14 protein-coding genes and 1 riboswitch are annotated in these 14,314 nt (G+C 72.4%); of the genes, 13 read left to right on the forward strand and 1 reads right to left on the reverse strand.

Annotation, left to right across the window (positions count from 1 at the left end; genetic code table 11):
• The first annotated feature begins 3 nt into the window (after positions 1 to 3).
• The 7 genes from OG408_RS37580 (at position 4) to OG408_RS37610 (ending at position 7,217) form a co-directional block, all read left to right on the forward strand.
• Positions 4 to 807 carry a CIS tube protein gene (locus OG408_RS37580; protein WP_285564476.1) on the forward strand — a complete coding sequence of 268 codons (804 nt, stop codon included), beginning with the start codon at positions 4 to 6 and terminating at the stop codon, positions 805 to 807.
• Positions 804 to 2,711, forward strand: a complete 1,908-nt coding sequence (locus OG408_RS37585; RefSeq protein ID WP_326673984.1) for a VgrG-related protein — start codon at positions 804 to 806, stop codon at positions 2,709 to 2,711. The genes OG408_RS37580 and OG408_RS37585 overlap by 4 nt, the downstream gene beginning before the upstream one ends.
• A 103-nt stretch (positions 2,712 to 2,814) precedes the next feature.
• A complete protein-coding gene (locus OG408_RS37590) occupies positions 2,815 to 3,096 on the forward strand; it encodes a PAAR domain-containing protein (RefSeq protein WP_285564474.1) in 282 nt (93 codons plus the stop codon).
• A 6-nt stretch (positions 3,097 to 3,102) separates the two neighbouring features.
• Complete coding sequence (locus OG408_RS37595; RefSeq protein ID WP_285564473.1) at positions 3,103 to 3,537, forward strand: GPW/gp25 family protein; 435 nt, start codon at positions 3,103 to 3,105, stop codon at positions 3,535 to 3,537.
• Positions 3,534 to 5,513 (forward strand): putative baseplate assembly protein, encoded by a 1,980-nt coding sequence (locus tag OG408_RS37600; protein ID WP_326673985.1) that lies wholly within the window; start codon positions 3,534 to 3,536, stop codon positions 5,511 to 5,513. Before OG408_RS37595 ends, OG408_RS37600 begins: the two co-directional genes overlap by 4 nt.
• A gap of 4 nt (positions 5,514 to 5,517) precedes the next feature.
• On the forward strand, positions 5,518 to 6,084 hold the full coding sequence (locus tag OG408_RS37605) for a phage tail protein (protein WP_326673986.1): 567 nt from the start codon (positions 5,518 to 5,520) through the stop codon (positions 6,082 to 6,084).
• A gap of 608 nt (positions 6,085 to 6,692) precedes the next feature.
• Positions 6,693 to 7,217 carry an NADase-type glycan-binding domain-containing protein gene (locus tag OG408_RS37610; RefSeq protein WP_285564470.1) on the forward strand — a complete coding sequence of 175 codons (525 nt, stop codon included), beginning with the start codon at positions 6,693 to 6,695 and terminating at the stop codon, positions 7,215 to 7,217.
• Between the two features lie 75 nt (positions 7,218 to 7,292).
• Here the strand turns inward: OG408_RS37610 and OG408_RS37615 are convergent, their stop codons facing one another.
• Positions 7,293 to 8,543 carry a four-carbon acid sugar kinase family protein gene (locus OG408_RS37615; RefSeq protein ID WP_285564469.1) on the reverse strand — a complete coding sequence of 417 codons (1,251 nt, stop codon included), beginning with the start codon at positions 8,541 to 8,543 and terminating at the stop codon, positions 7,293 to 7,295.
• A gap of 126 nt (positions 8,544 to 8,669) precedes the next feature.
• Between OG408_RS37615 and OG408_RS37620 the strand changes: the two genes are divergently transcribed.
• The 6 genes from OG408_RS37620 to OG408_RS37645 all read left to right on the forward strand — a co-directional run bounded on the left by OG408_RS37620 (position 8,670) and on the right by OG408_RS37645 (position 14,296).
• Positions 8,670 to 9,122 (forward strand): flavodoxin family protein, encoded by a 453-nt coding sequence (locus tag OG408_RS37620; RefSeq protein ID WP_285564468.1) that lies wholly within the window; start codon positions 8,670 to 8,672, stop codon positions 9,120 to 9,122.
• A 162-nt stretch (positions 9,123 to 9,284) separates the two neighbouring features.
• Positions 9,285 to 10,373 (forward strand): sugar ABC transporter substrate-binding protein, encoded by a 1,089-nt coding sequence (locus OG408_RS37625; RefSeq protein WP_285564466.1) that lies wholly within the window; start codon positions 9,285 to 9,287, stop codon positions 10,371 to 10,373.
• 135 nt (positions 10,374 to 10,508) lie between these two features.
• Positions 10,509 to 11,288 (forward strand): ATP-binding cassette domain-containing protein, encoded by a 780-nt coding sequence (locus OG408_RS37630; RefSeq protein ID WP_285564465.1) that lies wholly within the window; start codon positions 10,509 to 10,511, stop codon positions 11,286 to 11,288.
• Positions 11,285 to 12,565: a sugar ABC transporter permease gene (locus OG408_RS37635; protein ID WP_285564464.1), complete on the forward strand. Its 1,281-nt coding sequence runs from the start codon at positions 11,285 to 11,287 to the stop codon at positions 12,563 to 12,565. The genes OG408_RS37630 and OG408_RS37635 overlap by 4 nt, the downstream gene beginning before the upstream one ends.
• A 159-nt stretch (positions 12,566 to 12,724) precedes the next feature.
• Positions 12,725 to 12,837: riboswitch (SAM riboswitch) on the forward strand.
• Between the two features lie 39 nt (positions 12,838 to 12,876).
• Entirely contained in the window at positions 12,877 to 12,993 is a 117-nt protein-coding gene (locus tag OG408_RS37640) for a putative leader peptide (RefSeq protein ID WP_326673987.1), read from the forward strand.
• 73 nt (positions 12,994 to 13,066) lie between these two features.
• On the forward strand, positions 13,067 to 14,296 hold the full coding sequence (locus OG408_RS37645; RefSeq protein ID WP_285564463.1) for an LLM class flavin-dependent oxidoreductase: 1,230 nt from the start codon (positions 13,067 to 13,069) through the stop codon (positions 14,294 to 14,296).
• The last annotated feature ends 18 nt before the right edge of the window (positions 14,297 to 14,314 follow it).

The following is a 14,314-nucleotide window of genomic DNA, read 5'->3' on the forward strand; positions in this document are numbered from 1 at the left end:
GGCGTGAGCGGCGCGGGACCCATCGCCTTCAGTGCCGCCGGTACGTCCGGAGCGGCGTCCTCGGCCAAGGGCGGCTCGGCCAGGCCCAAGCTGGAGCACGCCTATCTGGAGCTGCGGACGCCGCCCACCGGGGGCGGGCTCACGCCCGGCGGACCGTGCGGGCGAATCGACTTCCAGTTCAACCCCAAGGAGCTGAGCCTGACCAAGGCCGCCTCCTGGAAACGCACCCCGGCCAAGGGGGCGAAGAGCTCGGGCCCGCCGGAATACCAGGGGTCGCAGCCCAGCAAGCTCACCGTCGAGATGTTCTTCGACGCCAGCGACACGCAGGACACCCGGGTGGTCACCTCGGTGGAGCAGCTGTTCGCCTGCTGCGTGCCCACGAGCGAGACCCGGCAGCAGCAGCGGTCGTCACCGCCGTGGGTGGTCTTCCACTGGGGCGGACTCACCGGATTCCCCGGATACGTCAGCCAAGTCGCCGCGAAGTACACCCTGTTCACCACGTCCGGGGTGCCGATCCGGGCCGTCTGCCAGGTCACCATGGAGGAGATCAGCGGGGAGACGCCCGGCCAGAACCCGACATCGGGCGCGCTCGCCGCCCGGCGCGTGCACCGGGTCGCCGCGGGGGACTCGCTGCCTTCGCTGGCCCACCGGGAGTACGGGGACGCCGGCGCCTGGCGGATCATCGCCGAGGCGAACCGTATCGACGACCCGCTGCGCCTCGCACCGGGGACACAGCTCCTGCTGCCCGCCCTCGACGAGCTGAGCAGACTCGGCGGCGGCGAAGCGGACCGGGGGCCGGTGCGATGACCCAGCAGGGCGTGGCCACCGCGCTGGTGGTGGAGTTCAACGGCACCCCGCTTCCCGCGAAGTTCGTGAACACCCTCGTCGAGGGGTACGTCGACGACAGCCGTACGCTCCCCGACCTGTTCCTGCTGCGGTTCCGGGACCCCGACCGGGTGCTGCTGGAACAGGCCGGGCTGAGGATCGGCAGCGAGGCCCGGCTGCTGGCCAGGGCGGGCGGTGACACCGCTCCGAAGCCGCTGCTCGAAGGCGTCGTCACGGCGCTCGAGGTGGAGCTCGACGAGACCGGCACGTTCACCGTGGTGCGCGGACTCGACGAGTCGCACCGGCTGCTGCGGGGACGGCGCGTCGCCAGCTACCAGAACATGACGCTCGCCGACATCTGCGGCCAGGTCGCCCAGCGCGCCGGACTGAAGCCGGGGACGGTGGACGTGGCCGGTCCCGTGATCGAGCACATCGCCCAGCCCAACGTCACCGACTGGGAGTTCGTCCGCGGGCTCGCCGAGGAGGCCGGTGCGCAGGCGTACGTACGGGACGGGCAGCTGCACATCACCCGTCCCGCCGAGGCGAGCGCGGCGCCGGACGGATCCGCGCGCGCCGGACGCAACGCCCTCGTCCTCGAACTGGGCGACAACCTGTTGCGCTGCCGTGCCGGGGTGTCGGCCGCCGAGCAGGTGTCCGAGGTGGAGGTGCGCGGCTGGGACGTCGGCGCGAAGGAGCCGGTGGTGGGCAGGGCCCCGGCCGGAACCTCGACGACGCTGGAGCTCGGCGTCACGGCGGCCGACGTGTCCGCACCGTTCGGTGAGGCGCGGTTCGTGGTGACCGACGCGGTGTACGGGGCGCAGGCACAGGTGGACCGGGCGGCGAAGGCACTGGCGGAGCGGATCGCCGGGTCGTTCGCGGAGCTGGAGGCGGTGATCCGGGGGAACCCCGAGGTCAGGGCCGGCAGCGCGGTGGCGCTGAACGCGGTGGGGGCCCCGTTCGAGGGCCGCTACACCGTCACTTCGTCGCGGCACGTCTTCGACGCCGTACGCGGCTACGAGACCTGGATCACCGTGTCCGGGCAGCAGGAACGCTCGCTCTTCGGGCTCACCGGAGGCGGGCATGGTTCGGCCGGTGCGTCCGTGGGTGGGGGGCGATGCGCCGGACTGGTCAGCGGGACGGTCACGGACACCCAGGACCCCGAGGGATCGGGCCGGGTGAAGGTGCGCTTCCCCTGGCTGTCGGACGAGTACGCGAGCGACTGGGCGCGCACCGCCCAGTCCGGCGGGACGGGCGGCGGCGAGGCCTTCATCCCGGAGGTCGGGGACGAGGTGCTGGTCGGCTTCGAGCACGGGCACCTGGACCGTCCGTACGTGCTGGCCGGGCTGTACAACGGAAAGGACCGGCCCGGGGGCGGCGGTGGTGGAGGCGCCCCGGCCGCTGCCGGGACTCCCGGCGACGGCGGCGATCTCGTCGATCCCACCACCGGCGCGGTGAACCGTCGCGCCTTCGCGTCCAAGAGCGGAAACCAGCTCGAACTGCTGGACGCGGCGAACGGCCCGCAGGGCGTCAGGCTCCGTACCGGCGACGGAAAGCTCACGATCGACCTGGACCGGCGGGGCACGGCCGTCGTCATCAACAGCGACGGCAGCGTGACGATCGAGGCCAGGGAACAGGTCTCCGTCAAGGCGGCCAAGGGTGTCGCGCTCGACGCCGGCGCAGGGGCCCTGGAACTCGCCGGCGACAGCGTCACGGTGACGTCCCGCAGCGGGGTCACGGTCGACGGCGGGAACGGCGGGGTCGCGCTCTCCACCGGCGGCGCGGTGGAGGTCCGGGGCGGCCAGGTCACCGTCGAAGGAAGCCGGCGCACGGACGTCAAGAGCGGCGGTTCGGTCTCCGTCAACGCGCCGCTGATCAAGCTCAACTGACCTACAGGGACCAGCTGATGACCAAGTTCGGCCGGCCTGCCGCGATCGACCGCCGGTCACGCTCGACCGACCTGCCGCAATCAGGGGAAGAGGAGTACACCGCATGCCGTCAGCAGCAGCCGCACGGGTCACCGACCCCACCGGTCACCCCGGCACGGTCGGACCGCCCGGAGTGGTGTCGGTGCTGATCGGCGGGAAGCCGGCCGCCACCGTCGGCACCGCCCATCTGTGCGCGTCCCCCCTGGCCCACCCGCCGTCCACGATCGCACCGCCCGGCAGCACCACCGTGCTGATCGGCGGGAGTCCGGCCGCCCGGGTCGGAGATCTGAGCGGCTGCGGGTCCCCGGTCGTGTCGGGCTGCGCCACCGTGCTGATCGGGGGCTGAGCCGGTATGGGACAGCAGTTCATCGGCGCGGGCTGGGCCTTTCCGCCGCGCACGGATGCCACCGGCTCCATCGCGCTGGTGCGCGGCGAGCGGGAGCTGGAGGAGTCGATCCGGCTGATCCTGGCGACCTCCCCGGGGGAGCGGCCGATGCGGCCGGAGTTCGGCTGCGCCGTCAACGACTACGTGTTCGCGCCCGCCGACGCCGGGACGGCGGGGCAGCTCGCGTACGAGGTCCGGCTGGCGCTGGAGCGCTGGGAGCCCCGGATCGAGGTCGCCGAGGTCACCGTCCGGTTCGACGAGGCGGACAACGGGGTCCTCTACATCGACATCGGCTACTCGGTACGCGGCTCCAACGACCCCCGCAATCTCGTCTTCCCGTTCTACGTGATCCCGCAGCACGCGCAGGAGACGAGCCCCGACGACGAGGAGGCAGGCGCGTGACGCTGCCCAGTCCCCATCTGGACGACCGCCGCTTCCAGGGCCTGGTGGACGAGGCCAAGCGCCTGGTCCAGCAACGCTGCCCGGAGTGGACCGACCACAATGTGTCGGACCCGGGTGTCACCCTCATCGAGGCGTTCGCCACGATGGTCGACCAGCTCGTCTACCGGGTCAACCGGGTGCCGGAGAAGAGCTATCTGACCTTCCTCGACCTGATCGGGGTGCGGCTGCACCCGCCCACCGCCGCCCACACCGAGGTGACGTTCCGCCTCTCCGCACCCCGCCCCGAGCCGGTCGTGGTGCGGGCCGGCACGGAGGTCGCCACCGTACGGACGGAGACGGAGGAGGCGGTCGTCTTCACGACCGCCGAGCAGCTGACGATCACCCCCTGTGCCTTCGCCCATCTCGCCACCTGGCCGGTGTCGGGCGAGGCGGCCGACCGTACGGAGGAGCTGGCGATCGGCCGGGACGTGACGTGCTTCGGGGCGACCCCGGCACCCGGCGACTGTCTGTATGTCGGCCTGTCGGCCGCGGTGCCGGCGGGAGTCGTCGTCCTGCGGCTGGACTGCAGGGTCGAGGGCGTGGGCGTCGACCCGCTGCGGCCGCCGCTGGTCTGGGAGGCCTGGGACGGCACCGCCTGGACGGCCTGCGAGATCGAGAAGGACGACACCGGCGGCTTCAACCGCTCCGGCGAGCTGATCCTCCACCTGCCGAGGACACACACCCCCGCAGCCGTGGTGCGGCGCACCGGAGGCTGGCTGCGCTGCCGCCTGATCGAGGCGGAGCCCGGCCGGCCGACCTATCTGGCACCGCCCGTCGTCCGCCGGATCACCGCCTTCACCATCGGCGCGACCGTGCCCGCCGAGCACGCCGAGACCGTCACCGACGAGGTGCTCGGCGCGGCGGAAGGCGTGCCCGGCCAGGTGTTCGCACTGGCCCGTCCGCCCGTCGTGCCGGGCGACTTCGTGGTCGAGGTGGCCGGTCCGGCGAGCGGACCGGAACCGGAGTACACCCGCTGGACCCGGGTCGACGACTTCGCGCACTCCGGGCCCGACGACCACCACATCACCCTCGACCCGAACTCCGGCCGGGTCGAGTTCGGCCCGGCGGTACGCGAGCGGGACGGCTCCATCCGCTACTACGGCGCGGTCCCCGCGAAGGGCGCCACCGTCCGGGTGCGCTCCTACCGCACGGGCGGCGGCCTCCGCGGAAATGTCGCCAGGTCGACATTGAAGGTCCTGCGCAGCGCGCTCCCTTACGTGGCCCGGGTGGAGAACCGCCGGCCGGCCCTCGGCGGCGTCGACGGCGAGAGCGTCGACAGCGCCCGGGTGCGCGGCCCGATGACGCTGCGCACCCTGCACCGCGCCGTCGTCCCGCACGACTACGAACTCCTCGCCCGGGACATCGCCCCGGACGCGGCCCGCGTGCACTGCATCCGGGCCGATGAGCACGAGGGCGGGGGCGACAGCGACGGCTCCGCCCACGGGGTGAGGCTGCTCGTCGTCCCGGCCGGCCGCAGCGACGAGCAGGGCCGCGTCGAGTTCGACGAACTCGTTCCTCCCGAACACACGCTCCGCCTCATCGCCGGTCACCTGGAGGCCCGCCGCCCGATCGGGGCCCGCCTCGTCGTCGAACCGCCCTTCTACCAGGGCGTCACCGTCGTCGCCTCCGTGCAGGCCGAGCGCGGAGCGGAGCCGGATCGCGTCCGGGAGACGGCCCTGGCCGCGCTGTACGGCTACTTCAACCCGCTGTCCGGCGGGCCGGGCGGTCAGGGCTGGCCGTTCGGCCGGCCCGTCCAGTCGGGCGAGGCGTTCGCCGTGCTCCAACGGGTGCCGGGGGTGGACCTGGTGGAGGACGTACGCCTCTACCCCGCCGACCCGGTCACCGGCGAGCGCACCGACGCCACCGCCAAGATCCCGCTGGACCGGCACGCCCTGGTCTTCAGCTACGAGCACCAGCTACGGGTGAGAGGAGCCTAGGCCCATGCGTACCGGCGTCACCGGCCTCCCGACACCGCACCCGCTGATCGACCAACTCCCCTCCGTCTACCTGGAGCAGGACTTCCTCCGGCGCTTCCTCGCCGCGCTCGACGACGTCCTCGCCCCGGTCCTGCTCACCCTCGACAACCTGCCCGCGTACCTGGATCCGCGCAGCGCTCCGGAGGACTTCCTGGCGTGGCTGGCCCAGTGGGTGGCTGTGGAGCCTCACGAGGACGGCCCGACGGCGCGGCGCCGGGAGACCGTACGGGGCGCGGTCGCACGGCACGCCCGGCGCGGTACGGCGGGCGGGCTCGCCGACGCGGTGCGGCTGGAGACGGGCACGGAGCCCGAGATCACCGAGAGCGGCGGAACGGCCTGGTCGACCGTCCCGCAGACCGTGCTGCCCGGCCGGGCCCGCCCCTGGGTGACGATCCGGGTCCGGGAACCGCACGGCCGGGCGCTCGACCGGGTGCGGCTGGAGGAGCTCATCGGCAGGGAGGTCCCGGCCCATGTGGGCTACACCCTGGAGATCCTGCCCGAGGCCGGGGACATGGAAGGAGGTGCGCGGTGATCTGCGAGAGCTGTGGTCACCGGAACGCGCCGGGGCGGGAGTTCTGCGCGTCCTGCGAGGCTTTCCTGGCGTGGGAGCCGGATGAGGCGGGCGGCGCCGGTGGCCTGGACGGCCGGGCCGGCGAGAGGCGTGGGGGCGGTCCGGCCCCTGCTCCGGGTGTGACTGACCCGGTAGTCGGGGGGCCCGTGCCCGCCGTCCCGCCCGATGGCTCACTGCCCCGCCCCGCGCCGGCGCCCGCTGCGGTGAACCCGCCTGCCGGCCCTTCGCCGCAGGTGACGGCCGCTCCCCGGCGTCCCGGCGATGCTCCCGAGGGGCCCGCGCACGGGCCCGAGGCATGGCCTCCCGGCCAGGGGTCCGACGACCCCGCTCCACCCGGGCCGGCGCCGACGGCCGGCGGCGTGCCACGGGTGTGCCCCAACTGCCGTACCGAGAACGCTTCCGAACGCACCTACTGCATTCGGTGCGCACTGCTCCTCGACCCGGGGCCGCCGCCCGGGCTCCGTCCGCCGTGGTGGCGACGCATCCTCCGCCGGGGGCGGGGCAGAGGCCGTGCCGCCGGTACACGCCCCCGACGGGGACGGCGCAGGCCGAGGTTCGCGCTGCCGCTGGTGCTGATCCTGCTGGCGGTCGGCATCTGGTTCGCACTGCCGTATCTGCCCGGCCTGTTCGGCTTCGCCAAGGAGGAGACGGGTGCACCGGAGTCGGTCGTGCCGTCCGCGTTCCGGAGTTCCAGCGCGGCGTCGGGGCATCCGGCACGTGCGGCCTTCGACGGCTTCAACAATCGCTACTGGGCTCCGGGGGAGACCGGCGACGGTGCGGGGGAGTACCTGGAGTGCACGTTCGCCCAGCCGGTCCGCCTGCTGAAGATGGTGGTGTTCTCCGGGACTTCGGCCCGCAAGGACGAGTTCCTCACGCAGGCCAGGCCGGCCCGGCTCACCGTCCTGCTGACCTCGAAGGACGGCAAGAAGACCATGCGTACGATCCGGCTGACGGACCAGGCGGGCCAGCAGACCTTCGACCTCCGCGGATCGGAGACCGTCAGCGCGCGCCTCACGGTCGACTCGGCGTACGGCACCGGCAAGGGCCGCCGGGTGGCCGTGGCGGAGGTCGAGTTCTTCGGCCAGGGATCGTGACCGCCACGGACCGTGGCCCCCACTGTGTCCCGGCTGCCGGGGCGTTCCGCCTACGACCGTGCTCCGTCGTTCCCTCTACCCGGCCGCTCCGACTCCCGGCCTTTCCGACTCCCGGACGAGGTGCGTCAGACGCAGGAGCAGCCCGTCGTCACCGAAGCCGCCCGCCTTGATCAGCACCGGAAGCGAGGGCTGCCCGAGCGGCGTGCCACGGGCGACGCCGGGCTCGGGTTCGTCGAGCAGGTCGATGCCGTGGATTCCCAGGGCCTCGAACACGGTCGCGGCCGTCTCCCCGCCCGTGACGACGAGCGCGTCGGCCAGACGTTCTTCGGCCGCGGTCCGCACGACTGCGGCCAGGGAACGGGCGAGCACGTGTGCGGCCTCCGGCGCCCGGCGTTCATCGGGCGTCTGCAGGGCGAGGACGGGCGCGGTCAGGCCGCGCAGTGCGGCCACCGCCGCGGCGGGGTCGTCACCGACGGTGACCCCCTGCACGTCGGGCCGGGCGCGGAGCGCGGCGAGCTGTCGCCGGGTCGCCGGGTTGGCGCTGCCGACGACGACCAGCGGGCGGCGGGCCGGTGCGGGGGCGGGAGCGGCCTGACCGGCGGCGGGTGCGCAGCGCCGGGCCAGGGCGGCCGCCAGCCCTGGGGAGCCGACCCACAGCACGTCGTCGAGGTGCGGGGCCGCGGCGACGAGACGGTCGAGATCGCCGTCCGTCGCCGCGGAGCAGACGATCAGGCCGCCCCCGCCGGTCAGCCCGGGCAGTTCGGCCGCCCGCTCCGGACCGAGCACCACGGCCTCGGGGAACACCGTCGCCAGGTCCGAGCACCGCACGGGGTGGACCGGATCACGGGCGAACTCGCTCTCGTGGACCGGGACGCCCCGCACGTACTGCACCGATCCGACCGTCACCCGGCCCTCCGCGGGAAACGCGGGAGCCATGACGACGGCGGTGCGTCCCGATCCGGCCCACGCGGCCCGGACCTCCGCCGCGACATGGCCGCGCAGGGTCGAGTCCACCGTCTTGAGCAGGAGCGCCGAGCCGGCGAAGCGCCGGGCGGCCTGTCCGGTACGTGTGGCGGCCGGGGTCTCGTCCAGCAGCCGGGTTCCCAGGTCGACCGCGGTCACGCCGGGGCCACGCGTCGTGGCCGCGCCAGGGTCCTGCGGGGGCACCGTCCCCGTAGCCGAGAGGATGATGCGCGCCCCGTGGCCGGTCCGGCGAAAGGGTGCGGCGCCGTCGCCCGCGCTGGTGAGGTCGTCCGCGAGGATGCCGATGCCCCGCCGGTCGTCCGTGCCGGATGTCATGCCCACCTCGTCATCTCTCGACGTCATCGCCCCACATCATCCCTTCACGGCCGAGTCGCCCGAATCCCCGAGTCGCTTCATCGACCGGCACGGGAGCGCGGGACGGCGGACCTCGCTTGCGGCCACGCCACCGGCACGGCAGGGTTCCGGGGTGTGGCCACTCTGCTGATCGTGCATCACACACCCTCGCCGAACTGCCAGGCGCTGTTCGAAGCCGTCGTCTCCGGTGCGACGACGGACGGGATCGAGGGCGTCCGGGTCGAGCGCCGCGCCGCGCTCGCCGCGACCGTGTCCGACGTGCTGGCCGCCGACGGCATCCTGCTCGGGACCCCGGCCAACCTGGGCTATGTCTCCGGTGCGCTCAAGCACTTCTTCGACCAGGTCTACTACCCCTGCCTGGACGCGACGCGCGGCCGTCCCTTCGGGTACTACGTGCACGGCGGCAACGACGTCACCGGGGCCGTGCGGGCCATCGAGTCGATCACCACGGGCCTGGGGTGGCGCCGCGCCGCCGACGCCGTGACGGTCACGGGAGAGCCCGCCAAGGCCGACATCGAGGCGTGCTGGGAGCTGGGTGCCACCCTCGCCGCCGGTCTCACGGACTGACCCGCGGATTCCGGGCCCCGCGCCCGCAGGGCCTCCGCGGCGCGATGTCACCCGCTTGCCGGTCCCGGGGTTGCCGCTAATGTCGATATGTAGGCCATTTGTGGATTTTCGTTTCCGCGCTCTCCCGGTGGAGGGACGGCGCCGTACGAGAAGGAGCCTCCCATGACCCGTACATTGCGGAGCGCGATCGCCCTGGCCGGAGCGGCGGCCCTGTCGCTGGGCGCCGTGGCGACCAGCGGCGCGGCGCAGCCGGGGACGGGCCGCCAGGCCGACCAGGTGAAGATCGGCCTGCTGCTGCCCGAGAGCAAGACCACGCGGTACGAGAAGTTCGACCGGCCGTACATCGAGGACAAGATCAAGGAGCTGGCGCCGGGCGCCCAGATCGACTACTACAACGCCGCCGAGAGCGCGACCACCCAGCAGCAGCAGGTGAACACCGCCCTCGCCAAGGGCGACCAGGTGCTCATCCTGGACGCCGTGGACGCCAAGTCGATCCAGTCCTCCGTGCAGAAGGCCCGGGACGCGGGCGTGAAGGTCGTGGCGTACGACCGGCTCGCGCAGGGCCCCGTCGACGCCTACGTCTCGTACGACAACCACAAGGTGGGAGAGCTGCAGGGCAAGGCGCTCCTCGCCGCGCTGGGCAGCAAGGCCAAGAGCGGCGAGATCGTCATGCAGAACGGCTCGCCGACCGACCCGAACGCCGCCGAGTTCAAGGCCGGCGCCCACTCCGTCCTCGACGGCAAGGTGAAGATCGGCAAGGAGTACGACACCCCGAACTGGGACCCGAACAACGCCAACCAGCAGATGGCGGGTGCCATCAGCGCACTCGGCAAGGACAAGATCGTCGGTGTGTACTCGGCCAACGACGGCCTGGCCGCCGGCATCGCCACCGCCCTGAAGGCGGCAGGCATCAGCGTGCCGCTGACCGGCCAGGACGCCCAGCTCGACGCCATCCAGCGGATCCTGGCCGGCACCCAGACCATCACCATCGAGAAGCCGTACAAGCCGGAGGCGGACACGGCGGCTGCGATGGCGGTCGACCTCGCCCAGGGCAAGGACATTCCGAAGTCCCTGACGCCGACCACCGTCAAGAGCGGCAGCGGTGAGAAGGTCCCGGCCAAGCTGCTGACACCGGTCGTGGTCAACAAGGACAACATCAAGGACACCGTCGTCAAGGACGGTCTGTACACGGTCAAGGAGATCTGTACTCCGGCCTACGCCGATGCCTGCAAGAAGGCCGGCCTCCAGTAGCTCCCGCGCCCGGCCCACGGCCCTCATGACCGTGCACGGCCGCGCACGAACCCGGACGAGCCGCGACACGCGGCTCGTCCGGCGGGGGCCGAGACTGTCCGCCCGTGTGTACGGGCAACCCAGGAGGCGGTTCCTTTGCCGCAAGCACCTGTGCTCACTCTGCGGGGGATCTCCAAACGCTTCGGCGCCGTCCAGGCACTGTCGGGCTTCGACCTGGAAGTCAGTCCCGGCGAGGTCGTCGCACTCGTCGGCGACAACGGGGCCGGGAAATCGACAGCGGTCAAGGCGATCGCGGGCGTCAATCCGCCCGACGAGGGCGTCATCGAATGGCAGGGCCGCCGAGTGGCGATCGGCCGCCCGCACGACGCCCAGAACCTCGGCATCGCGACCGTCTACCAGGACCTGGCCCTGTGCGACAACCTCGATGTCGTCGGCAACCTCTTCCTCGGCCGCGAACTGCGCCGCTTCGGCGTGCTCGACGAGGTCCGCATGGACCAGCGCTCGCGCGAACTGCTCGACACGCTGTCCATCCGCATCCCCAGCGTCCGCATCCCCGTCGCCTCCCTCTCCGGCGGACAGCGCCAGACGGTGGCGATCGCCCGTTCGCTGATCGGCGACCCGAAGGTCGTCATCCTGGACGAACCGACCGCGGCCCTCGGCGTCGAGCAGACGGCCGAGGTCCTCGACCTGGTCGAACGGCTCCGCGACCGCGGCCTCGGGACCATCCTCGTCAGCCACAACATGGTGGACGTCATGGCGGTCGCGGACCGGATCGCGGTGATGCGCCTGGGCCGGAACAACGGCTTCTTCGACCGGCGCTCCACCACCACCGAGGAGATCATCTCCGCCATCACGGGTGCCTCGGACAGCGCGGTCACCCGCCGCCAGGCCCGTAAGCGGGAGGAGGAGCGATGACCCGGGATCCGTCACGCGACGCCGACGACGCCGGCCAGCAGCCGGCCCGCGATGCCATGCCCGCCGTCGACTCCCGGCTGCTCGTCCGTGAGGAGGGCATCCGGGGGTACGCCAACGAGTTCTGGCGCAAGATGCGCAGCGGGGAACTCGGCTCGCTGCCCGTCGTCATCGCGGTGATCATCATCTGGACGGTGTTCGGCAGCCTCAACAGCACGTTCCTCTCGGCGCAGAACCTCTCCGACCTCAGCCAGCAGATCGTCGGCACCGGCATGATCGCCGTCGGGATCGTCTTCGTGCTGCTCCTCGGTGAGATCGACCTCTCCGTCGGCTCCGTCAGCGGCCTGTGCGCCGCGATCTTCGCCGTGCTGAACGTCCTCAACGGAATGAACGAGTGGCTGGCGCTGCTCATCGCCGTGCTGGGCGGCGCCGCCGTCGGGCTCATCCAGGGCTTCTTCTTCGCCAAGGTCGGGGTCCCCGCCTTCGTCGTCACCCTGGCGGGCAACCTCGCCTGGAACGGGCTGATGCTCCAGGTGCTCGGCGCCAGCGGCACGGTCAACATTCCCGGTGACAGCGTCGTCGCCGAGATCTACTCGACCATCTACCACAGCCCGGCCGCCGCCTACGTGGCCGCGGCCGTCGGGGTCGGGCTCTTCCTGCTGGCGTCCCTCCTGGACGCGGCGCGGCGCAGAGCGGCCGGAGTGCCGTCCCGGCCGGTCGCGGAGATCGTGCTGCGCACGGTCGTCATCGCCGCGATCGCGTTCGTCACCGCGTACATCCTCAACCAGTACCAGGGACTCCCGCTGGCTCTGCTGATCTTCCTGATCGTGCTGGTGCTGCTGGACTTCGTGCTGCGCCGCACCACCTACGGGCGGAAGGTCTTCGCGGTCGGCGGCAACTCCGAGGGTGCGCGGCGGGCCGGTATCAGCGTCCCGTTCGTCCGGATGTCCGTCTTCTCGATCGCGGGAACCATGGCCGGGGTGGGGGGCCTCTTCCTCGCCGGGCAGATCCAGTCGGCGAGCCAGACTTCGGGCGGCGGCAACCTGCTGATGAACGTCATCGCCGCGGCCGTCATCGGCGGTACGAGTCTGTTCGGCGGGCGCGGTTCCGTCTGGTCGGCGCTGCTCGGTGCCCTGGTGATCGGTTCCATCCAGTCCGGGATGAACATCATGGGCGTGAGCAACGCCGTGCAGTTCATGATCACCGGATCGGTCCTGCTGGCGGCCGTGGTCGTCGACTCCCTGTCCCGCAGGAGCCAGAAGGCGGCCGGACGCGCCTGATCCCCGCCGGCCGGCGGGCTGGGGCAGGCAGGCGGAAAACAGTCGTCCGACGGCGGAACAGACGGCGGGGCCCCGTTGTTGAGGCTCACGGCAGTGTGAACACGACCATGATCTGCCGGGCATTGCGCGGCGCCGCCGTCGCGCGTAGCGTTCCCGGCAGGTCATGAGTGTCAGCGCACAGCCCCGGCTCGCTGACCGGCAACCCTCCTGCGCGGCGGGGTGCTCCGGGTGACGACCGGGCGGGGCCCGACCGGGTTCCGCAAGCGCGAGGCCCCCGGGCCCGCCGAGCGGGAAGAGCGGAGGCGACGGTCATGCCACCGGTGACGCGTCCGCTCGTCAAGGTCCTCGCCCCCCGGCGCCGTGTCCACCTGTACTCCCGGCAGCACATAGACCTCCAGCGCGTGGCCGGCGCGCTCTGTTGTTCCTGACCCGTTCCCGCGACGCCGAACCTCCCGACGAGGCCCGGCGATCACCCACGGTCGATCAGGAAGGCACCCTTTCGTGTCCGCATCGTCATCGCCGCACCCTCCCCTGTCCGCATCCCCCCTGCACCTCGCCGTCGCCCTGAACGGTGCCGGCTGGCACCCGGCCGCCTGGCGCGAGCCCGGGGCCCGGCCCGGGGAACTGCTCACCGCCGCGTACTGGACCGACACCGTCAAGGAGGCCGAAAGCGGCCTGCTCGACTTCGTGACCATCGAGGACGCCCTCGGGCTCCAGTCCTCGCGGTACACCGAGCCGGACGGCCGCACCGACCAGGAGCGCGGCCGGCTCGACGCGGTGCTCATCGCCGCCCGGGTGGCCCCGCTGACCCGCCACATCGGGCTCGTCCCCACCGTCGTCGCCACGCACACCGAGCCGTTCCACATCTCCAAGGCGATCGCCACCCTCGACTACGTGAGCGGCGGCCGGGCCGGTCTGCGCGTCCAGGTGACGCCCCGGCAGCACGAGGCGGCCCACTTCGGACGCCGTACGTTCCCGCGCTTCCGCATCGAGGACCGGGACACCCCTGCCGTACGGGACCTGACCGCCGAACTCTTCGAGGAGGCCGGCGACTACGTCGAGGTGGTACGCCGGCTCTGGGACAGCTGGGAGGACGACGCGGAGATCCGGGACGTCGCCACTGGACGGTTCATCGACCGCGACAAGCTGCACTACATCGACTTCGAGGGCCGCCACTTCAGCGTCAAGGGCCCCTCGATCACCCCCCGGCCGCCGCAGGGCCAGCCGGTCGTCAGCGCCCTGGCCCACCAGAGCGTGCCCTTCCAACTGGTGGCGCGCTCGACGGACATCGGATACATCACCCCGCACGACACCGGTCAGGCCCGCACCGTCATCGACGAGATCCGCGCCGGACAGACGGCGGCGGGGCGGGCCGCGGAACCCCTGCACATCTTCGGTGACCTCGTCGTCTTCCTCGACGACGATCCCGCGGCCGCGGCGGCCCGCCGGGAGCGTCTCGACGAACTCGACGGCGCGCCGTACACCAGCGACGCGAAGGTGTTCACCGGCACCCCCGCACAACTGGCGGACCTCCTCCTGGAATGGCAGCAGGCCGGACTCTCCGGCTTCCGGCTGCGCCCCGCCGGGACCGGCCACGACCTCCGGGCCATCACCCGGGGACTGGTGCCCGAACTGCAGCGCCGCGGAGCCTTCCGGAGCGCCTACGAGGCCGACACCCTGCGCGGGCTCCTCGGCCTCGCCCGCCCCGCCAACCGCTACGCCACCGTCTGAGCCGGAGGGACCACCGAC

This window comes from Streptomyces sp. NBC_01257 (assembly GCF_035917255.1).
Classification (GTDB): domain Bacteria; phylum Actinomycetota; class Actinomycetes; order Streptomycetales; family Streptomycetaceae; genus Streptomyces.